The organism is Ruegeria sp. E8, assembly GCF_056533985.1.
In genome coordinates this window covers 76,142-99,364 of sequence record NZ_JBQFOY010000014.1, presented here as the reverse complement: position 1 = coordinate 99,364, position 23,223 = coordinate 76,142, and the positions used below count along the sequence as shown (strand labels likewise).

Below are 23,223 nucleotides of genomic sequence, written 5' to 3'. Positions count from 1 at the left end.
GCCTTGTGACAAGTCAGTTTGACGTCGCGCTTGATCGTATCATCGCAAGAGGTGATTACGTCTTTCAATTCAAAAAGAACCTATATCGCAGGTGAAGGTTTCTCACTCGAGAATCCGACACTTCTGCTGCGTGAAACGACCAACACATTCACACCTTTGAGATGTTAGCGAGAACAAGGCCACGGAGCGATTGGTGATGAACCCGGTTCCCTTCACAGTTTAAGAACCAGCTTTTCGGACTTGGCGCGCGATACGCAGGTACACAGGAACTCATGAGTTTCCTGTTCCTGGGGCGTAAGAATGCCGTCACGGTGATCGACCTCACCGGACACGACATCCACGATGCAAGACCCGCACAGACCTTCGGAACACCCGAAATCCACCTGCACGCCATTAGCCTGCAAAACTTCGAGAATGGTCTCTTCCCGGCCAACCGGATAGACTGCGCCGGTGGACTGAATTTCGATCTCAAAATCGGCGTTAGGGGCATGCTCAATATCTGATGCGGCTGCAAACCGTTCAAAGTGGATCGCGCCGCCGCGCAGAGAGGCACCGGCTTCCAGCACTGCATTCAGCATTGGTTCAGGACCGCAAGTATAGACATCCGCGCCCATGGGCATCGACTGCATGACGGAGGCCAGGTCAAACTGCCCGTCCGTGTCATCGCAGTGCAAATGATACCATTCATCCAGCCCAAGCGCCCGGAATTGCGCGTCCATTGCAGCATACTCTTTGGAGCGTACAAGGTAATAGACCCGGAAATCCTGCCCCCTGTTCAGCAACTCTCGGGCCATTGCAACCAACGGTGTCGCCCCGATACCGCCTGCAATCAGCGTCACATGCCGATCATGGCTTTCGAGTTTGAAATGGTTGCGCGGTCCACCGATTTCGACCGCTGCCCCATCCTGCAAAGCGTGCATGGCCACTGAACCGCCGCGCCCGTCGTCTTCACGTTTGACGGCGACATTGATCAAGCGGCCGTCCTGGCTCCAACTCCACAGGGAATACTGCCGCACCACATCGTCGGCCAGATGGATATCGGCATGCGCACCAGGTTCGAGGCTTGTGAAGCGGCCGTTTTCGATTTCAAAGCAAAAATCGGACGTGTCCGGGCTCAACTGTGTTTTGCGCACAAGGCGGGCAACTTGTGTATCCATCACATATCCTGTTCGTTCTCATTCGGCGTTTGTCGGGCAGTTGGCGGCAAACAACAGGAAAAAACTCATATTTCAATTGCAAAATTTCTCACATTCGGATGAATTGGGTTCACCTCTGACCCACTAGCCACTTAGCAGCCATGTCACGACGCCATTATAATCTTCCACCGCTTACGACATTATCGGCCTTTGAAGCCGCCGCACGGCATCTTAGCTTCAAGGACGCTGCGGGCGAGCTGTCGGTGACGCCGGGTGCCGTCAGCCATCAGATAAAGGCGCTGGAGGGCGAATTGGGCGCAGCGCTGTTTGTCCGAAAGCACAGGGGTGTGGAGCTGACCGAAGATGGCGAGGACCTTTTTGAAGCACTCGGCTCATCCTTTCGGCAGATATCAAAAGTTCTGGACAAGATCCGCAGCGGTGATTCCGAGAATCAGGTGACGGTTGGATCAACCACCGCTGTCGCTGCTCTTTGGCTGTCTCCGTCTGTCATTCGGTTCTGGCAGGATTATCCGCACGTAAAAGTGAACCAGATGGCGCAGGACAAGGCGTTCACGGATCGGCCGGATGTCGACTTTTTCATCCGCTATGGCCGGGACGTGAATTCCCAGTTGAGCCACACCAAACTGTACCGTGATATCCTGACCCCGGTTTGCAGTCCTGAAGTGGCCGAAGAATTGAAAGGCGCAAGCCTTGAAGACCTTGTTGAGCGTCGCCTGATCCACCTTGATACGCAGGATAACACCTGGACCACATGGCCTTCGTGGTTTCACGACCTTGGCTATACCGGTGTTGTGCCAATACAGTCGCGGGTGAACAGCTATGCGCTGGCGTTACAGGTCGCCCGGAAAGGGGCGGGTCTTGCATTGGGGTGGAAGCGCCTGATTCAACCCATGCTGACTTCTGGAAAACTTGTTGCGCTTGAAGAGTTTAGCATCCCTGCCCCGAACAATTTTTACCTTGTCGGGCGACCGGACGACCAATTGACGGAAGGGGCGCTTGCGTTGAAGAATTGGTTGCTGGATGAGTTGTCAGAAGGTTCAGTTTAGTTTGCCTAAATTGGCCATTATTTTTTTTGATATTGAATGAAACAGGCTCAACCGGCCAATGGGACTCAACGTTTAACACATTCCAAATTACTCAGGAGTAGCCGATGAACAAGCATGCACCGCTTTCGTCTGTTCTGACCCCGGTAAACACTGCCAAGGGTCTGCCGAACGAGCATTATATCGATCCCGCAGTCTTCGCCGAAGAACGGGATGCGGTCCTGTTTGCGAACTGGTCCGGTATTGGGTTCGGCAAGGACATTCCCGAAGCGGGCGATGCGCATCCGGTTGATTTCCTTGGTATGCCGCTGTTGATGGTGCGCGACCGTGACGGGCAGATCGGGGTGTTCCAGAACACCTGTCGTCATCGTGGAATGATTCTGGTCGACAAGCCGCAAAAGATCCGTGGCGCGATCCGTTGCCCCTATCACAGCTGGTGCTATGGCCTGAACGGTGAGCTGCGTACTGCACCGCACGTTGGTGGCCCCGGTCAGAACACCCATGAAGATCTGGATTTCGCGGAACTGGGTCTGATCCGCATCCGCTCGTATGTTTGGCGCGACGTTGTCTTCGTCAATATCGACGGCACCGCGCCCGAGTTCGAAGAAGTCCATGGCGAATTGATGGAACGCTGGAAGGATTTCGAACAGCCGATGTATCACGGCGGTGAAGGCGCGTCATTTCTGCTGGAGCTGGACTCGAACTGGAAACTTGCAGTCGAGAACTTCTGTGAAAGCTATCACCTGCCCTGGGTTCACCCGGGCCTGAACAGTTATTCGCGTCTGGAAGACCACTACAACATCAATGAGCTGGGCAAGTATTCGGGTCAGGGCACCTATGTTTATCGCCAGTTCGAAGGTGAGAACGGCGAAAAGCTGGATGACTTCCAGAACCTGAGCGAACAGTGGAACGAAGGTGCGGAATACATCGTTGTCTATCCGAACACCTTGCTGGGTGTTCAGCGTGACCACGGCTTTGCCTTCATCATCGATCCGATCACTCACGAACGGTCCAACGAGCGGATCGAGCTCTACTATGTCAAAAAACCCGAAGACGCGCCCGAGCACGAAGCGCTGCGCGCCAAGAATGCAGCGCTGTGGAAAACTGTGTTCGAAGAAGACATATTCGTGGTTGAAGGCATGCAAAAGGGTCGCCACGGTATCCTGTTCGACGGCGGCAAGTTCTCACCCGCGATGGATGGTCCAACGCACTGCTTCCACCATTGGGTGGCCACGCAGATCGAACAGGCCCGCGCCGAGGCATGAGTGACTTTCTGAAGGACGGTCTGGCCAGGAACTACCTGGCCGGATCGTGGGTTGATGGCGACCAGGGCGCGGCCATCGCCGTCGAGGATCCGGGCAATCAGGACCATGTTGGGGATTGCGCTCAGGCGGGTGAAGATAGCCTGGCCAAGGCATTGGATGCCGCGCGTTCGTCGTTTGAACGAGGTGATCTGGCGGATATGAAACCGGCAGAGCGTGGCCGTCTGATGATCCGCATCGCTCAGGAAATCCGCAATATTGCAGATGATGGCGCGGTCCTGCTCTGCCGCGAAAGCGGCAAAACGCTTGAGGCCGCACGTGACGAGTTCACCGAGGCAGCGCAGTACTTCGAATATTACGGTGGTGTCGCCGACAAGATCGAAGGCAAGTCGATCCCTCTGGGTCCCGATTACGTGGATTATACCATGTTCGAACCCTATGGTGTTTCGGCGCAGATCGTTCCGTGGAATTTCCCCGTTTCCATTGCGGGCCGTTCTCTGGCACCGTCCATGGCAGCTGGTAATTCGACCATCATCAAATCGCCTGAACTGGATCCGATCGCGCTGGCTATGCTGGGCGTGGCGCTCAAGCGCGCCGAGGTGCCAGCAGGGGCGGTTTCGATCCTTAATGGTATCGGTTCCGATCTGGGCGCAAAACTGGTGGCAAGCTCGCAGGTCGATCACATCGTGTTCACCGGCTCGGTGCCCACCGGTCAGCACATCCTGCGGTCAGCGGCCGACAATGTGATCCCGTCACTGATGGAGCTGGGAGGCAAGTCGGCAGCAGTGGCCTTTGAAGATGCCGATCTGGATACCCTGATGTCCAGCCTGCAAAGCGGTATCTTCTACAATGCCGGACAAGTCTGTTCGGCCATGGCGCGAGTGCTGGTGCATCGCTCGATCTACGATCAGGCGGTTGAACGTGCGGCGACCTTGGCAAATGGGCTGCGCATTGGGCATGGACTCGATGATCCCGAACACACGCCCGTCATCTCCGGCCAGCAATTGCAGCGCGTCGAGGAGATCACCTCGACTGCCCGTCAGGACGGCGCGCGCGTTGCGGCGGGTGGCGCACGTCTTGATCGCAAAGGGTATTTCATGGCGCCGACTATTCTGGCGGATGTAGACCCCTCATGCCGTGTGGCGCAGGAAGAGGTCTTTGGCCCCGTCACCTGCTTTACCCCTTTTGAAACCGAGGCCGAAGCCATCGCCATGGCCAACGGCACCGAGTTTGGTCTGGTTGCGGGTATCTTCACGCGCGATCTGGCGCGGGCGCACCGGGTCGCACGCAAGCTGCGGGCCGGTCAGGTCTTTGTCAATGAATGGTTCGCTGGTGGTGTCTCCACCCCCTTCGGTGGTGTCGGAAAATCCGGTTTCGGGCGCGAAAAAGGACTGGAAGCGTTGTATAACTACGTACGGACCAAAAACATCGCGATTTCGTTGAAAGGGTGACGGTGGATCTGCAAGAACTCGATAAGCAACTGCTGCAGGCCCATGCGGATAACGATGTACCTGCGCTGATCCGACTGTACCATGAGGCGGCAAACCAGGCCGAGCAACGTCAGGATCACGAAGCGGCCTGTTTCTATCTCACACATGCGTTTGTTTTTGCGCTGGAAAACGGTGCACCGGAAGCGGATGAGCTGAACCTCAAACTCTATCAACGGGGCCGCGCGCATCGTTTGGTGTTCTGACAAAACCAGTGTAACTGGGTTATTGCTTGGCAGAGGGACAAAGCATGACCCATTTCACATTTCTGTGTCTCGAAGACTTCCCGGTTGCCGCCCTGTCCATGGCCATCGATCCGTTGCGCGTAGCCAACGAAATCAGCCGCATGAACAGTCTTGGGTGGACCGTCGTCTCTGAAGACGGGCAACCGGTCATGTCCAGCTCGCGCCTCAGTATCAATCCTGACAAAGCGCTGTCCGAGGTGGAAGAAACGGATGTGCTGTTGGTCTTTGCCGGGGCCGCAACCCGCTTTCAGGATCGCAAGGCGTCTGGCGGAGCTCTGCGGCGCCTTCTATCCCATGGGGCGCGGATCGGGTCGGTTAGCGGCTCACTTTTTGCATTGGCAGAAGAGAAGTTCTTTGACGGCTACAGCTGTAGTGCTCATTTCTGCTATACTGCGGCTTTAAAAGAGCAATTCGACCGGGTCACCCTGTGCGACACGCTCTATACGATTGATCGCAACCGGATGTCCTTTGCCGGAACCTCGGCGGTTTTCGAATTCATGCTGGGCGTGATTTCAGATCAGGTTTCCGATGCGGTTGCCGTTGAAACGGCCTGCTGGTTCCAATACGCAACCTTGCGCGATGCAGATACATTGCAGGTTCTTCCGGGCTACAGCAAAGGTCAGACCCGCGATGGTCTGCCCCGCCCGGTCCGGCGGGCCATTGAGTTGTTTGCCAACAATATCGAGAACAAGGTCTCGATTGAGGAAGTCTCAAACCTTGTTGGTATGTCCATGCGGCAGCTGGAACGGCATTTCAAAAAGGAAACCGGGATCAGCCCCGGAAGCTACTATCGAAGATTGCGACTGGATGCGGCACGGCAAAAGCTGCTGTACACCGACCAATCTCTGCAGGAAATCGCGATGTCCGTCGGGTATGACAGCGCCAGTTCGTTCTCAAGCAATTACCGGCGTGAATTCGGTTTGCCGCCCACGCAGGAGCGCAAGGAAAGAAGCCGCGGCGCCAGGCACGCGGCTTTGTCCTTTGGCCGTTCTGCGTCACAGGGCCTTGGCCACCTCAGTCAGCGCGTGGTGAACTGAAATTGCGTAGCTGCGCGGTGCGTAGATCGAGAAATCTGTCCCCGCCTCATTACAACGCAACAGGCATCCCACGTGATGGATTGCGGTACGGTTGAAGGCTCCGGACTGCATCTGCTCAACATCCAGAACCGTCAGACGTTGCAGCAGACCGATGGCATCCTGACCGGACAGGTCGATGCGTGTAAACACGTCTGACTGATCAGTGACGGAGGCGATGCCAGTCAGCTCTTCCGCCAGCCGCCGGGCCAACGCCAGCGGGCCGGTATAGGCTTCTTCGCACAGGTACTGATCCGGACCCAGCCAGTGCAGGCTGCTGGTCTCGCCCTTTGCCCAATGCCCGGCTTCGGGCGCTGCGATCCCACACAGGGATTGAAGCTTGGTCTTCACCGCGTCCTCTTGCCCCAGACGGGCCGAGACAGAGGCCAGCGCCACATCGCCGCGTTCCTGAAAGGTCAGTGTTCCGACCACGTCCTGCTTGGGGTCTGTGCCGCCAATGGCGGCCTTGGCAACAAAATCACGCACGGAGCCGTTCTCCTTCAGGGTCAACGAAATGCGCGCTGACAAGCGTCGCTTTGATGTTGGAGTTATCCAGTGGGCTGACGATCTGTACGGTTTCGCCCAATCGCTGCGCCCCACGTTTCACAAAGGCCAGGCCGATGCTGCTGGACAGATGGGGCGAATAGGCTGCTGAGGTGACATAGCCCAGATCATTTTCCGGCAGGTGCGCCGCACCTTCGTCAAACACATGGCCACCTGCCAACACGGTATCGGCATTGCTGACCGGCTGAATGCCGACCAGCGACAAACCATCCGGGTCAACCAGCGCTTCGCGGGCGCTGAGCGTTGCGCCGATGCTGTCCTTCTTGGCCGAAACCATGCGCCCCATACCCAGGTTATGAGCGCTGGAGGTGCCGTTCAGTTCATTGCCGGTCGCGTGGCCCTTTTCGATCCGCAACACGCCAAGCGCTTCGGTGCCATACGGGGTAATGCCCAAAGGCTCGCCAACCTCCATCAAATGACGGATCAGCGCATCGCCGTAGCGGGTCGGCACGGCCAGTTCATATGCCAATTCGCCCGAGAACGAGATACGGAACAGTCGCGCCGGTATGCCGCCCGCAATAGTCACCTCTCCGCACGCCATGAAGGGGAAACCCTCGTTGCTGATGTCAAAGCGGTCGTCCACCACCATTTGCAGCAGCTTGCGTGATTTCGGACCAGCTATGGCAAATTGCGCCCAAGCGTCGGTGGTCGAGATCATCTGCACATCCATGTCCGGGAACAGGCACTGATGCACAAACTCCATGTGGCGATAGACACCCACCGCGTTGGCGGTTGTGGTGGTGACCACAAAGTGATCCTCGGCCAGACGCGCGGCGGTGCCGTCATCCATGGCAATCCCGTCTTCACGCAACATCAGGCCATAGCGGGTCTTGCCCACCGGCAGTTTGGCAAAACCGTTGCAATAAACTTTGTTGAGGAACTCTGCCGCATCCGCACCCTGCACGTCGATCTTGCCCAAGGTGGTCACGTCGCACACGCCGACACCGCTGCGTACTGCCAGGGTCTCACGGTCCACCGATTGGCGCCAATGGGTTTCACCGGCCTTTGGGAACCACTGTGCGCGCAGCCACTGGCCAACCTCGACAAACACCGCGCCCTGTTCTTCGGCCCATTGGTGGCTGGGGGTCAGTCGGGTGGGTTTGAACTCTTTCCCGACCGAACGCCCGGCCCAGGCTCCCATCGCAACGGGCGAATAAGGAGGGCGGAAGATGGTTGTGCCGGTTTCGGGAATGCTCTTGCCGGTGATCTCGGCCATTACGGCCAATGCGCCGACGTTTGCGGTCTTGCCCTGATCAGTCGCCATGCCAAGGGTGGTATAGCGTTTCAGATGCTCGACACTGCGGAAGCCTTCCTGTTCAGCCAGTTTGACGTCCTTGACAGTTACGTCATTCTGAAAGTCCAGCCAGGCTCGGCCTTTGCCAGACACATGCCAGAACGGCGTGATGCGGATCTCATCATCCTCGCCCTTCGGCAGGTCAACCGGACAGGCCTTGATCCCCAATCCGTCAAGCGCCGCAAGCGCTGCGTTGGTGCCCGAGGCGATTGCCCCGAAACTGGTCAGATTGCCAGCGGCGGCACCGGCTGCGACCATGCCTGTCGGCATTTCTGCCGGCGGAATAAAGGCTGCGAGCGGTTCGAACCATTGCGGGCGACCGCGCTGATGGCAGGTCAGTTGGACATTTGGGTTCCATCCTCCAGAAACACCCAGACCAGAAACCTCAATCGGTCGAGTCTGACCATCGGCCATTTGCACGGTGATCGATTTCAGCCCCAAACGCCCCTGCGCGTCGGTGACTTGCGCGCCTGCCAGCAATTCGCACTCGGCGATGCGTGGCGCGTCACTACGCGGGTCGATCACAGCGACAACTTTGACACCCGCCTTGATCAGATCCTGCGCGGCGCGGTGACCTTCGTCATTGTTGGCGAAAATCGCCACGCGTTTGCCCGGCGTCACTGCCCAACGGTTGGCATAGGCGCGCATCGCACCCGCCATCATGATACCCGGACGGTCGTTGTTTTCAAAAGCAATCGGGCGTTCCGTGGCCCCGGCACACAGTACTGAGCGTTTCGCGTAAATGCGCCACAGAATCTGACGCGGCTTGCCCGCTTCCGGCACGGCCAGGTGATCCGAAACCCGTTCGAGCGCACCGTGAATACCGTGGTCAAAGGCCCCGAACACCGTGGTGCGCGTCAGCAAGCGCACATTGTCCATCGACGCCAGCTCACCCAACGTCTGCGCGACCCAATCGGCGTTCGAAACCCCCTCGAACCGGTCGCTGTCGGACAGCAAGCGGCCGCCCATCTGACTGTCTTCATCGGCCAGAATAACCCGCGCCCCTGATCGTGCCGCTGTCAGCGCTGCGATCAGTCCCGAAGGGCCTGCACCGATGACCAGAACGTCACAATGCAGATAGCCTTTGTCATAGACATCCGGATCAGCTTCTCGCGTTAGGCTGCCCAAACCGGCGGCCTTGCGGATCATCGGCTCATATAGCTTTTCCCAGAACGCCTTGGGCCACATGAAGGTCTTGTAGTAGAAACCCGCGGTCAGAAACGGCGAAATCCGGTCGTTGATCGACAGCGCGTCAAAAGCCAGCGAGGGCCAGCGGTTTTGCGATACCGCCTCGAGGCCATCGAACAGCTCGATCGTGGTTGCGCGGGTGTTGGGCTCCTGCCGGTTGCCCGAGCGCAGTTCGACCAGCGCGTTGGGTTCTTCTGATCCCGAGGCCAGCACACCACGCGGACGGTGGTACTTGAACGAACGGCCAACCAGCCGCACGTCGTTGGCCAGCAGCGCCGAGGCCAGGGTGTCGCCCTGATAGCCTTCGTAGGATTTACCATCGAAGGTAAAGCGCAGTTTCTTAGAACGGTCGATCAGACCGCCTTGCAAACGATTGTTCTGGGTCATTTTCCCCGTCCCGTCTTGCGGGCAACATCCCGCGCCAGTTCCGTTTCCAGAATTTCGTGGGTCAGCGTGTTACGCGTCACAACCAGCCACGAGCGGTCGCCCTGCTCGTGAAACCATAGCTCGCGATGGGTGCCAGCCGGGTTGTCGCGCAGGTAGAGATAGTCGTGAAACTCATCCGGGGCCGTGTCGGATTGCCAGTCGGGCCGGTTGATCAGGCTCGCGTCGCCGAGATAGGTGAATTCGGACGCGTCACGAGGGCCAAGCAGCGGGTGATTGATGATCATTTCCGGGCCTCCTCAGTGCAGGTTGGGCTGCGCGCCCACACCTTTTTCGTCGATCATCCGCCCGGTTTTGAACCGGTCCAGACGATAGGCAGTTGCAACGTCATGCGGTCGGTCGGTGGCCATCAGATGCGCAAAACAAAAGCCCGAGGCGGGGGTCGCCTTGAAGCCCCCATAACACCAACCGCCGTTGAAATAGAGCCCTTCGATCCCGGTGTGATCGATGAAGGGCGAGCCGTCCATCGACATGTCCATGACCCCTCCCCACATCCGCAACAGGCGGGCACGACCGATCATCGGCATCAGGGCCATACCTCCTTCGACCACGTCCTCGACCACCGGCAGATTGCCGCGTTGCGCATAGGTGTTATAGCCGTCGATATCGCCGCCAAAGACGAGGCCGCCCTTGTCGGACTGGCTGACATAGAAATGCCCGGCGCCAAAGGTGATCACACCATCGAGCACAGGTTTCAGCCCTTCGGATACGAAGGCCTGCAGCACGTGGCTTTCAATCGGCAGACGCATTCCCGCCTGAGCCATCACGCGACCGGACGAACCGGCAACCGCGACACCCACCTTTTTGGCTCCGATATAGCCACGCGTGGTTTCAACGCCCAGAACCTTGCCGTTTTCGATGCGGAAGCCCGTGACTTCGCAGTTCTGAATGATGTCGACGCCACGCTGGTCGGCGGCGCGGGCATAACCCCAGGCGACACCGTCATGGCGTGCCGTGCCTCCCCGGCGATGCAGCAGACCGCCTTTGATCGGAAAGCGTGCATCGTCGAAGTTAAGGAACGGATACATCGCGCGAACGCCTTCTGTATCCAGCAGCTCGGCACCGGACCCGGTAAACATCATCGCGTTACCGCGGCGGCGATACGCGTCTCGCTGCGCGTCCGTGTGGCAGAGGTTCAGAATGCCGCGCTGGCTGACCATCGCGTTGTAGTTCAGGTCCTGTTCAAGGTTTTCCCACAATTTCAGCGACAGCTCATAGAAAGGCTGGTTGCCGTCCAGCAGGTAATTGGCACGGATAATCGTCGTGTTCCGTCCGACATTACCGCCACCAATCCAGCCTTTCTCCAGAACGGCCACTCTGGCAGCTTTATGTTCCTCTGCCAGATAATATGCTGTCGCCAGACCGTGGCCACCGCCACCGATCACAATGAAATCATAACTTGACTGCGGCTCGGGATCGCGCCACGCGGGCGTCCAGCCCCTGTGCCCGTTCAAAACCTGCCGCATAATCGCGAGTGCCGAATACCGCATATGGATGAGTCCTTAACCCTTTGTGCGTCGGGGCATCTTGAGACACCTGAAAGGCCGCAGTCACGACATAATCCGTCACGCAATTTATCAGTTGCGACAATTTTCAGATTTGAGTTTAGCTGACTTCATTCGATCTCGAATTTTGTCGACATTGTCGATTAGGCCGCGTTCGTGAAACAAACTGCGCGATTGAATAACGCACGAGATAGCAAAATGCGAACAGAAGCTCAGGCCGTCGTCATCGGCGGCGGTGTGATCGGGTGCTCGATCCTGTACCACTTGGCGAAACTGGGATGGTCAGACGTCGTTCTGCTGGAACGGGACGAACTGACTTCGGGCTCTACCTGGCACGCAGCCGCCAATATTCACGGGCTGCATGACAGCACCAATATCAGCCGTATCCAGCACTACACGATGAACCTGTATAATTCGCTGGAACAGGAAACAGGACAAAGCTGCGGCGTATTCCAGCCCGGCTCGCTCTATCTGGCGCAAACCGAAGAGCGCGAGCATCAGCTCAGGCTGCAAGCGGCCAAGGCCAAGCTTTATGGCATGAACTTCTATGAGATCAGCATCGAAGAGGCGCAAAAACTGAACCCGCTGGTCAATTACGAAGGCATTCGCTGCGTGATGTTCGAACCCGATGGCGGCAATGTCGATCCCTCGGGCGTGACCAACGCATATGCCGTCGGCGCGCGTCAGCGCGGGGCCGAAATTCATCGCTTTACCCCCGTCACCGCGACCGAGCAGCAGGAAGACGGCAGCTGGATCGTCAAGACGCCAAAGGGCGACATCAAAACGCCATGGGTTGTGAACGCGGCGGGTCTTTGGGGCCGTGAAGTCGCGAAACTGGCCGGGATCGACCTGCCGCTGCAACCGACCGAGCACCAGTATTTCGTGACCGAGGCTATGTCGGACGTTCAGGCGCATGGCACGCGGCTGCCCTCGGTCTCGGACCGCGATGGCGAATACTACCTGCGTCAGGAAGGCAATGGCCTTCTGGTGGGTGCTTATGAGAAAGACATGAAGTTCTGGGCCGAAGAAGGCACACCGCTGGATTTCGCCCATGACCTGTTCCCCGACGATCTGGAGCGGATCGAAGAGAACATGATGAACGCCATTGAACGCCTGCCCGCCATGGGCGAGGCCGGGATCAAGCGCGTCATCAACGGTCCGATGATCTGGTCGCCGGATGCCAATGTGTTGATGGGGCCGGTGCCCGAGGTGGATGGCTATTTCTGCTGCAACGGCATCATCCCCGGATTTTCGCAATCGGGCGGCATGGGCCTGATGGCGGCACAGTGGATCATCGAAGGGGAAACCGAATACGACATGTTCGCATGGGACATGGCCCGCTTTGACACCTGGGTTACAAAGGAATTCACCAAAGCCAAGGTGCAGGATCAATACGCGCACCGTTTCGCCATCCACTTCCCGAACGAAGAACGCAGCGCAGGCCGCCCTGCCCGTGTGCGACCGATCTATGAGACCCAGAAAGCCATGGGCGCGGTGTTTGGCCTGAACGTCGGCTGGGAACATCCGCTGTGGTTTGCCGATGAACCGGGCACGGTGGATACCAACGGCTTTACCCGCCAGAACTGGTGGGGACCCGTAGGCGAAGAATGCAAGATGTTGCGCGACCGCGCGGGTATCATCGATATCTCTAACTTCGCCAAATATGTCTGCAAGGGCCCCGGCGCGGCGGACTGGTTGAACGCCGTCTTTGCCAACAACATGCCCAAGGCTGTAGGTCGATCCTGCTTGACCCCGTTGATCTCGAAACGCGGCGGTATCGCGGGCGACTTCACCGTCACCCGTGTCGCCGAGGACGAGTTCTGGATCATCGGCTCGGGCATGGTCGAGCGCTATCACAAACGGTTCTTCAAGCAGGTTCCTCTGCCTGAAGGCACGACATTCGAAAGTCACACCGAAGCGATGTGCGGGTTCAACGTGGCCGGTCCGAATTCGCGCGAGATTCTGCAACGCCTGACCAACACATCGCTGGCAACCGAAGATTTCCCCTTTATGCGCTCGGCCAAGATCGAGCTGGCTGGCGTTGAACTTCTGGCCCTGCGTGTTTCCTTCACCGGTGATCTGGGCTGGGAACTGCACTGCAAGACCGAAGATCAGGCGCGTCTCTACGATGCCCTGCTTGAGGCCGGCAAAGAGTTTGGCGCAGGCCCCGTTGGTAGCCGTGCCCTGATGTCGATGCGTGTCGAAAAAGGCTATGGATCGTGGAGCCGTGAATACAGCCCCGAGTATTGGCCGCATGAAGTGGGTCTGGAGCGTCTGTGCAAGTTCGAGAAGGACTTCCTCAACAAAGAGGCCGCGCAGAAGGTGCTTGAGAATCCAGCCCGTGAACAGCTGGTTCTGCTGCATCTGGACGAGGCTGACGTCACAGCCTCCAACGCGGATGCCACCGGGGGTGAGCCCATCTTCAAGGACGGCGAAGGCATCGGGCGGGTGACGTCCGGTACTTACGGCTACACCGTCGGCATGTCGCTGGCCTTGGGCTACGTCAAGTACGCCCAGCCGGGTGATGAGGTCGAGGTGATGGTGCTGGGACGCCCGCACAAGGCCACGATCCTGCACGAACCTCCCTTTGATGCGGCGGGTGCGGTGTTGCGGGGTTGAACTTGCGCTATCCCCCATTTGATTGGAGCCAGCCGGATCGGCTGGCTCTTTTCATTTTCGGCCCTTTACAGGTGTTGTGTACTAAGGCGTACATTGCCGGAACGTTCTGAGCCTCAAATTTAACCCTCAATAAAACATAAGTATTCAGCAATTACTCCACAGAGCGCTAGTATCCTTGCCGTTCTTCAGGTTAAATTAGCTCAAGCGTATTCGAATTTTTGAGCTGTTGAAAATACACGGATCGCTGTCAGTTTGCGCCTCAGCATCTAAGCCACTCTCAGCACTGAGGAGGAAACCCGAAATGGCACGAGATCTCGTCGCTCAACTGGATGACAAGCTGCGCGCAAAGCGCGAAACATTTGACAGGTTGCCGGTGATCGACATCGCTCCGCTGGTGGACGGCAGCGACAAGCAGAAAGTGGCGAAAGAAATTCGTTGGGCCCTGTCAAACGCCGGGTTCATGTATGTAAAGAACCACGGAATCGCGCAGGACTTCGTCGATCAGGTGTTTGACGTCACCCGCCGTTTTTTCGACCTTCCCCTGGATGAAAAGATGAAGCTGCATGTCAGCAACTCGGACGTGGCACTGCGCGGCTATATCGAGCCTTTTGGCGAAAACACCGATCCAACCAAGACTAAAGACCTGAAAGAGTGCTTTGACATCGGGCCAGAGCGTGACGCTCTGGAAGGGCCATTCTTTGGTCCGAACCAATGGACCACTGCCCTGCCAGAGTTTCAGGAGCTGGTTTATGGCTATCACGAGAAGATGGTCACTCTGTCCAAGCAATTGCTGGGCGGCATCGCGCTGAGCCTGGACCTGCTGGAAACTCATTTCGAAAGCCTGATGCAAGATCCGATCAGCATTCAACGTCTGCTGCATTACCCACCGCAGAACGGTGTGGTGGATGAAAAGATCATCGGCATCGGCGCACATACCGATTACGGCAACCTGACGATTCTGGCGCAGGATGATGTCGGCGGTTTGCAGGTTATGAACCGTGAAGGTGATTGGGTTGAAGGTTCGCCAATTCCCGGAACCTTCGTGATCAACATTGGGGACCTGATCCAGCGCCTAACGAACGATGTCTATCTGGCCAACATGCACCGAGTGATTAACACTTCGGGCCGCGAGCGCTACTCGATCCCGTTCTTCATTGACGCTGATTATGATGCCGTTTTCGCTCCGCTTGACTCGTGCGTCTCGGATGAAAACCCGCGCCGCTATGACAGTGTCACCTGTGGCGCGCACAAGTTTGGACGCTTTGCGGCCAGTTATGCCCACCTCAAGAAGGACGCGGCATAATGCAATACTGTGTTTTGTTCTGATCGAGCGCAGTGCCTTCGCCTGCGGCTTTACCAAAGCTGCAGGCGAAGATGTTAACCTGCGCATGCAAGCACAAACGCAGAAAGGCTGTGTGGCCTCGGCGGGGCCCAGTTCGAACCCGGAACCGGCCAAAAGGCCACCGATTTGACGCATGATCCAAAGATTGGTGAGACTCTGATTGATCATGACCCGAACGAGCTGATCCAGAGAGTCAAAATCGGCGATTGGCGCTGTAGCCGTCTCATGCTCGCCATCGCATACTGCGAAAATGCCGCCGGGCTTCAGAATACGGTAAACTTCGGCAATCACGGCCTTGATGAATGAGGCGCTCTCAAAATTCTAAAAACTCGATTGCGTGTCCCTCTGGCAAGTCTTCGACCTCTGCTGGGATAATCGCCAACCCGTCCGCCTGTGCAAGCAACGCCACGCGACCACTGTAGGACGGCGCCATCAAACGTAATCTTGAGCGGCCATCCTGTGCCATGCCGTCGATTTGAACCGGGCGGTATTCCCGCCGACCCGCTTGACGCCGAAGGGGTTCGGCCAGAACGGCGTGAACAGGGGTCCGAGGTGTATTTTGCAAACCCGCGCGGCGCGCCATCATCTGCGATCCGATGATCTGCCATGTGACGAAGGCTGATACTGGATTGCCAGGCAGCCCAATGTAAAGCGCGTCGCCACGCCTGCCGAACATGACGGGTTTTCCCGGCTTCATCGCCACCTTCATCACATCCGTTTCACCACCAATTTCCTTGAAAAGCCGTGGCATGTGGTCTTCATCACCGACGGACACACCTCCGGTCGTAATGATCAGGTCCGAAGTCTGGCAGGCTTCGCGCAGAACCGTTTCCAGACATGCCGGATCGTCTGCGACCTGCCCCTGGTCGTTCAGGTCGATCCAGGGCTTTTGCAGCAAGGCTAGCAGCATGTAGCGGTTCGAGTTGTAGATTTGTCCCGGCCCAAGAGGTTCACCGGGTTGGCGCAACTCACTGCCCGTAGAAAAGATCGTGACCTTCAGCTTTCGGCAAACCACGACGTACTCATATCCGGCCGAGGCCAGCGCTGCCACCTCGCGCGGCCCAATCTCACAGCCGCGCCGCAGGATCGGACCACCGGCGCAAAGGTCTTCACCTGCGCGTCGGATATGCTGGCCCGGTTTGGGGCGGCGGGTGAACCGAATATGGCCCGGAAGCACTTCGCAATCTTCCTGCATCACGACCGCGTCGAAACCCGGCGGGACCGGAGCGCCGGTAAAGATCCGCAGCGCACTGCCGTCCGGCGCATCAAGCGCACCGCTGTCACCAGCCGCCACGCGCCCGGCGACAGGCAATTCGAAAGCGGGCCCCTCGCCCAGATCCCGGCTACGAAGGGCATACCCATCCATCGCCGAGTTATCGAAGGCTGGCATGTCGACCTTGCTGGCGCAATCTTCGGCGAGTACCCGGCCAATCGCCTCTGCCAGTCGCAAGGTCTCAGTTTCTGTGAGCGGATCGGCGACAGACAGACCGCGCTTGAGGGCGTCGTCCACGGTCAGATACATATGGGCGTGGCGGTCGCAGGCGCATCCATCAGCCATTTTGAGCCTCCAAAAGTGCAAAGAGTTTTTGGAATCCGGTTCGCGCTGCCTCTCCGCACTTGGGTGAACAGGATTTGGCCTGTGCAACTGGGGCAAAAGCAATTGTGCCCGCTGGAACCGCCCTGCCAGGTTTCAGCGAAATCGTCATCTGTCCCTCCGGGTTCAGGCTGCCCGAAAGGATTTCACCCAAAGGTCAGCCAGCACGCTATTCAATGGCAGCTAGCGCGCGGCAGTTCTCGCCTCGCAGCCTGACCATTTATTCGCGCTCACTAGACATCACCGGCGGGGTATCGTCCTTGACATAGGTCACGATCCGTTTTCGAGAATTGGCCGGGAGGAAGGGAACAGCGGACGTATCTGCCGTATCCAGAATTAGTGGGCTTCTTCAAACGATCCCAGCTGAATGCCAGACATTCTTGACGGTCATGTAATTTTCAAGACCTTCGGTTCCGCCTTCCCGGCCTGTACCGCTGGATTTCACCCCACCAAACGGTGTTTCCGGCATCGAGGCTTCGAGCGTGTTGATTGACAGATTGCCCACCTCGACCTCGTCGATGAGACGGTCAATATAGTCAGCCCTGTTCGTAAAGGCATATCCGGCCAGCCCGTAGGGAACGGAATTTGCCTGCACAATCGCGTCGTCCAAAGAAGCGACCGAGTTGATCACGGCAACGGGTCCAAACGGTTCCTCCTGCATGATCCGCGCCGTTTCAGGCACATTCAAAAGCACGGTAGGTTCGAAGAAATACCCCTTGTTGCCAAGGCGCGACCCTCCGACGGCCAGCGTTGCGCCCTGTGCGACGGCGTCTTCAACCAATTCGGTCAACGCGGGCACACGTCGATCATTCGCGGTTGGGCCCATTTCAACAGCCACCTCCAGCCCGTTGCCGACAATGGTGGCTTTAGCCCTAGCAACAAAGCCAGCTGCATAAGTGTCAAAGATGCTCTCATGCGCAAAAAAGCGCGTTGGTGACGTGCAGACCTGACCGGCGTTGCGCATCTTGCGCACTGCACCGGAAACGGCTGCTGATTGTACATCCGTGTCTTCGCAAACAATGACCGGCGCGTGGCCGCCCAGTTCCATCAACACCCGGGTGTCATGTTGGGCCGCCAAAGTGGTCAAATGCCGCCCAACACTTGTCGAGCCTGTAAAGGCCACCAAACGCACAGGGTCCTGCGGGATCAGGTGGCCGGAAATCTCAGACGGTTCTCCGAAGACCAAATTCAAAACCCCCGGAGGCAACCCGGCATCTTCAAATGCTTTTGCAATATGCAAAGCCCCGGCCGGTGTTTCTTCCGCCGCCTTCAGGATCACCGAACAGCCCGAGGCCAATGCGCCCGCGATTTTCCGGGCGGGTTGGCTCATCGGGAAGTTCCACGGCGAAAACGCGGCGACAACACCGATGGGTTGGTGATGTACCGAGAATTTGTGCCCCTGAGCGGCCGGGATGATCCGCCCATAGGTCCGCATGGCCTCGCCCGCATCCCACTCAAAGAACTCGGCCCCGCGTATGACCTCGAGCCGGGCCTGTTTCAAAGGTTTGCCATGTTCCAGCGTCATAGAGTGCGCAATCTCATCCTGACGCTCACGCATCAGCGCCGCTGCCCGCAGGATCGTATCTGCGCGATCACGCGGGGACGTGCGGCTCCATATGCGGAAACCTTTGACGGCAGCCTCAAGCGCGTCGTCCAGATCTTTCACCGCGGCGCAAGGCAATCGTCCGATTTCCTCTTCGGTTGCCGGATTGAGAACCGGGATATCCCGGTCGGTTTTACGCCAGGTGCCGTCGATGAACAGTTTGAGCTCTGGATACATGAAACCGGTGCCTCCACTTGCCTTGTTTTCAGATCGCGCGATGCCTCGTATAACTTCAAGGCAATTGAGCAAATACGGGTATCATATTGGGGAATAGCTGGCCTGTTTGTTTTGCGCTGCCCGATGCAGCGCTGTCTTAAAGGCCCGCCCAGCAGGCGACAGATCGTCATTCGCGCGGAACGAAACTCCGATCGGCCCCTGTCCGAATGGAACCTCCCAAGAAAGCTGGGCAAGGTGTCCGTTTTCGATATCCTGCGCGACGACCTCGGCGGGCATAAGGCCGATCAGGTCACGCGATTGCAGCAGCGCGCGGTTCGTCAGGTAGGATACGGATTCGATCATGACCGGTGGCACATATAGCTGCTGGCCGACAAAGAAATGGTCGACCTGACGCCGCAACGTCGTCTCTTGCGGAGGGAGAACCCAGCCGAAAGGTTTAGTCTGCGCAAACGTCACAGCGTCCCGACCTGCCAACGGATGCCGAGGGCCGACAATGGCCAATATCCGATCCTCGAACAGCTTTTCCTGCCGGATCTTGTCGCGATGCCGGTGCGATGGCAAACGGCCTACAACCATGTCGATCTCGCCCGACAGCAGACGCGGCATCAGCACCTCGTTGGTGCCTTCGCTGATCTTGACCGCCACATTCGGGCGGTCTTCGAGCAGCAGCTCGATAGCAGCAGGCAAAAGGCTGGTTGACGCCGCGAGCAACGTGCCCACCACGACGCGGCCCGAATTGCCTTCGTTTAGATCATCCAATTCCTGCGCGGCATTCGATACTTGCGCAAAGATCAGTTTCCCGTGACGTATGAGCGTTTCGCCAAAAACCGTCGGCACCACACCGCGATTGGTGCGCGTGAACAGTTTAACCTCGAAGTCCAGTTCAAGATCTTGGATCATCTTGGTCGCCGCAGGTTGAGAGATACCCAACTCCCGCGCCGCGTTCTGGATGTTGCCATGCGCACCTACGGCAACCAGAAGACGCAATTGCCGCAGCTTCAAACGGGTCAAAGCCCGATCCACGATGCGAGAGTGACGCGCGACCATGGCTAGAGCACAATCGGTTTGCAAAGCTGGTCCAACTTGGACAGCACGCTCATGGCCGCAAGCGCCGAACTTCGCGGATTGTCGGGCAGCGCGGTGCCGCTGATCCGAAACTGGAAGGTGCCAAAATCGCCCTCGGCTTCAACCTCGTGAATGTTCTTTTGAATCGACGGATCAGCGATCAGACGAACCCGCGTTTCATCGAATCCCACGCCCGCCAAGGCAACGGCGGCCGCGACGTTGGCATTCTTGGGGTAAGCCAGCGCAGCCTCTCGTGCAGAACCCTGAAAATGCGTTTCGGCTTTGCTGATTCTACCCAAATCAAGAGCTTGCTCAGCAAGTGATCCCTTCCACCCTGCCGGAGGTTTGCGCCCCACATAGGTAACTGATTTGAGAGGGCCGACCGCAGCAGCGCTGAGGCAATCCAGCCCGCCGATGGCACCGCTTGCCAGATGCAGGCGCCCCCCGCCCTGCCGTGCTGCGTCTTCCAACTGATCCGCAACTCGCGGATCGGCCAGCGCGCCGACAGAAACGCTGATGATGTCGATTCCTTTCACCAATATGTCCGGGCCCAAACCTGCCAATGCCTCATGCCCTGCGCAGTCCAGAACCATTTCGGTGCCGTCGGGCAGATCCTCAACCGAACCGACCGTTAGGGGTGTTTTTGAATCGACGCGGTGCGGCCTGACAAGAATGGCCGTCAATTCATGCCCATGTTCCGGCAAGGCGTGCTGCACGTATTGCGCGATTGCGCCGGTTCCGATGACTGCGATTTTCATGCCTGAACTCTAGACCAGCATTGAAAAAACCTGAATTGGTAAGTTCATGATATAATTTTTTCGGATAGCCATTTCCCTGAAATTGCTCTGGATCGATTGTCTGAGTGTGCTTTTCATGGGGTCAAAGCCACTGGGACCGTGCGAAAATGAAATACTCAAAACACGACGCAAAAGCCTACGCTCGCGAGAACATGACGGGGATCTGGGCCGCAGCGTTAAACCCGTTCAATGACGATCTGTCGCTGGATGAGGCCGGGCTGCGCGCCAACATCCGGCATTGGATCGACGATCTGGACATTCAGGGCCTGTTCGTTGCTGGAAAACAAGGCGAGTTCTTTTCGATGAGCCTTGAAGAACGCAAACGAAACTTCGAAATTGCCGTTGACGAATGTGCAGGCAAAGCCGGTGTAATCGTCTCGGTCTCGGATCAGAACATGAATACGGCGTTGGAACTGGCGCATCACGCCCAGAATTGCGGTGCGGATTACATCGTACTGCACGCTCCGGTTCTGAGTTTTGTACAGGATCGCGGTGAGGTTTTATATCAATATTACAAGCGCTTCTGCGACGAACTTGATATCGGCATTGCCATGTGGAGCCACCCAGACAGTGGCTATCTGATGCAACCCGAAGAATGCGCGCGCATTGCTGATTTGCCGAATATCGTGGCCATCAAGTATTCCGTCCCCCGCGAGATGTATGTGAAACTGACCCATATGGTGGGCGACAAGATTCATGTCTCGACCTCGGCCGAGCATGAGTGGCTGGACAATATCCTTGAACTCGATTGGAAGCTCTATCTCTGCTCCTCCCCGCCCTATCAGTTGCAAAGCAAGGCCGATCAGCGAATGAACGAATACACCCGCCTGGCTTTTGCCGGAAAGGCGGATGAGGCGCGACGTGTGTTTGACAGCCTCAACCCCGTTCGTGATGCAATGAAACGGTCGCGCCCGGCAGGTAAACCCACGGCCTTTGGAAAATACTGGCAGGAGTTGCTGGGACAGGTCGGTGGCCGCGTGCGCCCGCCGATGCTGGAGCTGACCGAGGCCGAAAAAACGATCATTCGCAAGGCGTTCGAGGAATGCGGGCTGCGGGTCTGAGGCGGTTGTGCCCCCGGCAATATAAAAAATTCTGATAGCAAGATGCTGATAATTTCTTTGCCGTTATGGAAAAACACGCCAAACTTTCGGGGATAGGGAGTGGGACATGTCAAAACTGAAAGCATTCAACTTCAAGGCCTGGATCGACGAACACCGCCATCTGCTCAAACCGCCAGTGGGAAATCGTCAGGTATGGGAAGATGCCGATCTGATGGTCACGGTTGTTGGAGGGCCGAATAAGCGCACGGATTATCATGACGACCCTGTGGAAGAGTTCTTCTATCAGCTTGAAGGCGACATGGTGCTGAAGATCTTCGACGGAGAGGAGTTCTATGACGTTCCGATCCGCGAAGGTGAGGTGTTCCTGCTGCCGCCGCATGTGCGCCATTCTCCGCAGCGCCCGCAGGAAGGCTCTATCGGGCTTGTGATCGAACCAAAGCGCCAGACGGGCGAGTTGGATGCTATTGAATGGTATTGTTTTGAATGCGGATCACTGGTGCATCGTGCGGAAATGCAGCTAAAGTCCATCGTTGATGACCTGCCTCCGGTTTATCAGAAGTTTTATGCCTCGGAAGAAGACCGCACCTGTCCCAACTGTCAGGCGGTGCACCCGGGTAAGGAACCGCCCGAGGGCTGGGTCACGTTGTAAAAAAGATCGAACAGGGGAAGTTATGAAACATATTGCAAAAATCGCCGCCTCTGCGGCAGTGCTGGCCATCACGTCTGTTACCGCTCAGGCGGAAGAATTCCGGCTGGGTCTGATCACGCCACCACCGCATATCTGGACCAAGGCCGCCGAGGCATTTGGCGCTGAACTGAGCGAGGCCAGCGATAGCGCGCATTCGGTATCGGTTTTCCCGGCGCGCCAATTGGGGAACGAAGCTGAAATGCTCCAGCAATTGCAGACCGGCGCTTTGGACATGGCCTTCATGACGGTTGCCGAAGTGTCGAACCGCGCGCCTGAGTTGGGGGCGTTTTATGCACCCTATCTGGCAGATGACATTGGTCACGCAGGACGCATTCTGCGGTCTGACACAGCAAAATCCATGCTAGAGCCGCTGCCGGGGCAGGTCGGCGTTGTTGGTCTGGGCTATGGGATGGCTGGACTGCGCCAGATCGTCAGCCGGGGCGAGGTCTCATCCGCCGAAGACCTTTCGGGCCTGAAGCTTCGGATCACGCCCTTCACGCCGATCCTCGATTTCTACAACGCGGTTGGGGCGGCGCCGACCCCAATGCCATTGCCTGCGGTCTATGATGCGCTGGCCAACGGTCAGGTCGACGCCATCGACATGGATGCCGAGCTGATCTGGGTGCTGAAGTATTATGAACACGCTGACACGATCGTTCAGTCGGATCACATGATGTTCCCGATGGTCGGTCTGGTTTCGGCCAAGGTCTGGGCCGGATTGTCTGACGAAGATCGGGCGCTGATCGCGGAACTGATGGCCAAACATGTCGACAGCACCATCGACGCCTATGTCGAAAACGATGCCAAATGGCTGGAGCAGATCGAGGGTACGGGCAAGGCCTACAAGAAGGTCGATGCCGCGTTCTTTGGCGACGCGATTGAAGAGTGGAACGGGATCTGGTCCGAGAAAACCTCCTCCCTTGACGCTTTGCGTCAGACTGCGGCAGAAACGAAATAACGAAAACGGCATGACGGAAAGGGCGCAGGTCGATCCTGCGCCCTTTCTCACGGGAGA

Annotated in this window: 19 protein-coding genes; 10 read left to right on the top strand and 9 right to left on the bottom strand. The window is 57.5% G+C overall.

Annotated features, from left to right (window positions below):
• Positions 1-212: 212 nt before the first annotated feature.
• Entirely contained in the window at positions 213-1,157 is a 945-nt protein-coding gene (locus ACR0LF_RS17070; protein WP_480576970.1) for a PDR/VanB family oxidoreductase, read from the bottom strand.
• 140 nt (positions 1,158-1,297) lie between these two features.
• Between ACR0LF_RS17070 and ACR0LF_RS17065 the strand changes: the two genes are divergently transcribed.
• The 5 genes from ACR0LF_RS17065 to ACR0LF_RS17045 all read left to right on the top strand — a co-directional run bounded on the left by ACR0LF_RS17065 (position 1,298) and on the right by ACR0LF_RS17045 (position 6,231).
• Positions 1,298-2,203 carry a LysR substrate-binding domain-containing protein gene (locus ACR0LF_RS17065; RefSeq protein WP_480576972.1) on the top strand — a complete coding sequence of 302 codons (906 nt, stop codon included), beginning with the start codon at positions 1,298-1,300 and terminating at the stop codon, positions 2,201-2,203.
• Between the two features lie 104 nt (positions 2,204-2,307).
• Entirely contained in the window at positions 2,308-3,465 is a 1,158-nt protein-coding gene (locus tag ACR0LF_RS17060) for an aromatic ring-hydroxylating oxygenase subunit alpha (protein ID WP_480576975.1), read from the top strand.
• Complete coding sequence (locus ACR0LF_RS17055; protein WP_480576978.1) at positions 3,462-4,913, top strand: aldehyde dehydrogenase family protein; 1,452 nt, start codon at positions 3,462-3,464, stop codon at positions 4,911-4,913. The genes ACR0LF_RS17060 and ACR0LF_RS17055 overlap by 4 nt, the downstream gene beginning before the upstream one ends.
• A 2-nt stretch (positions 4,914-4,915) precedes the next feature.
• Positions 4,916-5,155, top strand: coding sequence for a hypothetical protein (locus ACR0LF_RS17050; protein WP_480576981.1), 240 nt, complete (start codon positions 4,916-4,918; stop codon positions 5,153-5,155).
• 44 nt (positions 5,156-5,199) lie between these two features.
• Complete coding sequence (locus tag ACR0LF_RS17045; protein WP_480576984.1) at positions 5,200-6,231, top strand: GlxA family transcriptional regulator; 1,032 nt, start codon at positions 5,200-5,202, stop codon at positions 6,229-6,231.
• On the opposite strand, the gene ACR0LF_RS17040 is transcribed toward ACR0LF_RS17045, so the two are convergent.
• The 4 genes from ACR0LF_RS17040 to ACR0LF_RS17025 are packed head-to-tail and all read right to left on the bottom strand — an operon-like array spanning position 6,190 to position 11,247.
• Positions 6,190-6,753 (bottom strand): sarcosine oxidase subunit gamma, encoded by a 564-nt coding sequence (locus ACR0LF_RS17040; protein WP_480576987.1) that lies wholly within the window; start codon positions 6,751-6,753, stop codon positions 6,190-6,192. The genes ACR0LF_RS17045 and ACR0LF_RS17040 overlap by 42 nt on opposite strands.
• Positions 6,746-9,700 carry a sarcosine oxidase subunit alpha family protein gene (locus ACR0LF_RS17035; protein ID WP_480576990.1) on the bottom strand — a complete coding sequence of 985 codons (2,955 nt, stop codon included), beginning with the start codon at positions 9,698-9,700 and terminating at the stop codon, positions 6,746-6,748. Before ACR0LF_RS17035 ends, ACR0LF_RS17040 begins: the two co-directional genes overlap by 8 nt.
• Complete coding sequence (locus tag ACR0LF_RS17030; protein WP_480576993.1) at positions 9,697-9,984, bottom strand: sarcosine oxidase subunit delta; 288 nt, start codon at positions 9,982-9,984, stop codon at positions 9,697-9,699. Before ACR0LF_RS17030 ends, ACR0LF_RS17035 begins: the two co-directional genes overlap by 4 nt.
• A gap of 12 nt (positions 9,985-9,996) precedes the next feature.
• A complete protein-coding gene (locus ACR0LF_RS17025; RefSeq protein ID WP_480576996.1) occupies positions 9,997-11,247 on the bottom strand; it encodes a sarcosine oxidase subunit beta family protein in 1,251 nt (416 codons plus the stop codon).
• Positions 11,248-11,460: 213 nt separating this feature from the next.
• Between ACR0LF_RS17025 and ACR0LF_RS17020 the strand changes: the two genes are divergently transcribed.
• Both ACR0LF_RS17020 and ACR0LF_RS17015 read left to right on the top strand, forming a co-directional pair.
• The gene (locus tag ACR0LF_RS17020) at positions 11,461-13,881 is read left to right on the top strand and encodes a GcvT family protein (RefSeq protein WP_480577000.1); all 2,421 of its coding nucleotides are present in this window, start codon (positions 11,461-11,463) and stop codon (positions 13,879-13,881) included.
• A gap of 301 nt (positions 13,882-14,182) precedes the next feature.
• A complete protein-coding gene (locus ACR0LF_RS17015) occupies positions 14,183-15,184 on the top strand; it encodes an isopenicillin N synthase family dioxygenase (protein WP_480577003.1) in 1,002 nt (333 codons plus the stop codon).
• A gap of 352 nt (positions 15,185-15,536) precedes the next feature.
• Here ACR0LF_RS17015 and ACR0LF_RS17010 read toward each other — a convergent pair whose 3' ends face one another.
• From ACR0LF_RS17010 to ACR0LF_RS16995, 4 genes are all read right to left on the bottom strand, one after another.
• On the bottom strand, positions 15,537-16,781 hold the full coding sequence (locus ACR0LF_RS17010; protein WP_480577010.1) for a molybdopterin molybdotransferase MoeA: 1,245 nt from the start codon (positions 16,779-16,781) through the stop codon (positions 15,537-15,539).
• Between the two features lie 385 nt (positions 16,782-17,166).
• The gene (locus ACR0LF_RS17005) at positions 17,167-18,597 is read right to left on the bottom strand and encodes an NAD-dependent succinate-semialdehyde dehydrogenase (RefSeq protein ID WP_480577013.1); all 1,431 of its coding nucleotides are present in this window, start codon (positions 18,595-18,597) and stop codon (positions 17,167-17,169) included.
• Between the two features lie 81 nt (positions 18,598-18,678).
• A complete protein-coding gene (locus tag ACR0LF_RS17000) occupies positions 18,679-19,644 on the bottom strand; it encodes a LysR substrate-binding domain-containing protein (protein ID WP_480577015.1) in 966 nt (321 codons plus the stop codon).
• A 2-nt stretch (positions 19,645-19,646) separates the two neighbouring features.
• Positions 19,647-20,420 (bottom strand): aspartate dehydrogenase, encoded by a 774-nt coding sequence (locus ACR0LF_RS16995; protein ID WP_480577018.1) that lies wholly within the window; start codon positions 20,418-20,420, stop codon positions 19,647-19,649.
• A 146-nt stretch (positions 20,421-20,566) separates the two neighbouring features.
• Here ACR0LF_RS16995 and ACR0LF_RS16990 point away from each other — a divergent pair, with 146 nt between their 5' ends.
• The 3 genes from ACR0LF_RS16990 (at position 20,567) to ACR0LF_RS16980 (ending at position 23,166) form a co-directional block, all read left to right on the top strand.
• Positions 20,567-21,520: a dihydrodipicolinate synthase family protein gene (locus ACR0LF_RS16990; protein WP_480577021.1), complete on the top strand. Its 954-nt coding sequence runs from the start codon at positions 20,567-20,569 to the stop codon at positions 21,518-21,520.
• 106 nt (positions 21,521-21,626) lie between these two features.
• On the top strand, positions 21,627-22,169 hold the full coding sequence (locus ACR0LF_RS16985) for a 3-hydroxyanthranilate 3,4-dioxygenase (RefSeq protein ID WP_171185587.1): 543 nt from the start codon (positions 21,627-21,629) through the stop codon (positions 22,167-22,169).
• Positions 22,170-22,191: 22 nt separating this feature from the next.
• Positions 22,192-23,166 carry a TRAP transporter substrate-binding protein gene (locus ACR0LF_RS16980; RefSeq protein ID WP_480577024.1) on the top strand — a complete coding sequence of 325 codons (975 nt, stop codon included), beginning with the start codon at positions 22,192-22,194 and terminating at the stop codon, positions 23,164-23,166.
• The last annotated feature ends 57 nt before the right edge of the window (positions 23,167-23,223 follow it).

What these genes read in the sequence shown, in the direction of transcription:
- ACR0LF_RS17015 (WP_480577003.1), top strand. Translation starts at nt 14,183, where the DNA reads ATGGCACGAGATCTCGTCGCTCAACTGGATGACAAGCTGCGCGCAAAG.
- ACR0LF_RS17065 (WP_480576972.1), top strand. Translation starts at nt 1,298, where the DNA reads ATGTCACGACGCCATTATAATCTTCCACCGCTTACGACATTATCGGCC.
- ACR0LF_RS17045 (WP_480576984.1), top strand. Translation starts at nt 5,200, where the DNA reads ATGACCCATTTCACATTTCTGTGTCTCGAAGACTTCCCGGTTGCCGCC.
- ACR0LF_RS16990 (WP_480577021.1), top strand. Translation starts at nt 20,567, where the DNA reads ATGAAATACTCAAAACACGACGCAAAAGCCTACGCTCGCGAGAACATG.
- ACR0LF_RS17035 (WP_480576990.1), bottom strand. Translation starts at nt 9,700, where the DNA reads ATGACCCAGAACAATCGTTTGCAAGGCGGTCTGATCGACCGTTCTAAG.
- ACR0LF_RS16980 (WP_480577024.1), top strand. Translation starts at nt 22,192, where the DNA reads ATGAAACATATTGCAAAAATCGCCGCCTCTGCGGCAGTGCTGGCCATC.
- ACR0LF_RS17025 (WP_480576996.1), bottom strand. Translation starts at nt 11,247, where the DNA reads ATGCGGTATTCGGCACTCGCGATTATGCGGCAGGTTTTGAACGGGCAC.
- ACR0LF_RS17030 (WP_480576993.1), bottom strand. Translation starts at nt 9,984, where the DNA reads ATGATCATCAATCACCCGCTGCTTGGCCCTCGTGACGCGTCCGAATTC.
- ACR0LF_RS17060 (WP_480576975.1), top strand. Translation starts at nt 2,308, where the DNA reads ATGAACAAGCATGCACCGCTTTCGTCTGTTCTGACCCCGGTAAACACT.
- ACR0LF_RS17070 (WP_480576970.1), bottom strand. Translation starts at nt 1,157, where the DNA reads ATGGATACACAAGTTGCCCGCCTTGTGCGCAAAACACAGTTGAGCCCG.
- ACR0LF_RS17005 (WP_480577013.1), bottom strand. Translation starts at nt 18,597, where the DNA reads ATGTATCCAGAGCTCAAACTGTTCATCGACGGCACCTGGCGTAAAACC.
- ACR0LF_RS17055 (WP_480576978.1), top strand. Translation starts at nt 3,462, where the DNA reads ATGAGTGACTTTCTGAAGGACGGTCTGGCCAGGAACTACCTGGCCGGA.
- ACR0LF_RS16985 (WP_171185587.1), top strand. Translation starts at nt 21,627, where the DNA reads ATGTCAAAACTGAAAGCATTCAACTTCAAGGCCTGGATCGACGAACAC.
- ACR0LF_RS17000 (WP_480577015.1), bottom strand. Translation starts at nt 19,644, where the DNA reads ATGGTCGCGCGTCACTCTCGCATCGTGGATCGGGCTTTGACCCGTTTG.
- ACR0LF_RS17020 (WP_480577000.1), top strand. Translation starts at nt 11,461, where the DNA reads ATGCGAACAGAAGCTCAGGCCGTCGTCATCGGCGGCGGTGTGATCGGG.
- ACR0LF_RS16995 (WP_480577018.1), bottom strand. Translation starts at nt 20,420, where the DNA reads ATGAAAATCGCAGTCATCGGAACCGGCGCAATCGCGCAATACGTGCAG.
- ACR0LF_RS17010 (WP_480577010.1), bottom strand. Translation starts at nt 16,781, where the DNA reads ATGGCTGATGGATGCGCCTGCGACCGCCACGCCCATATGTATCTGACC.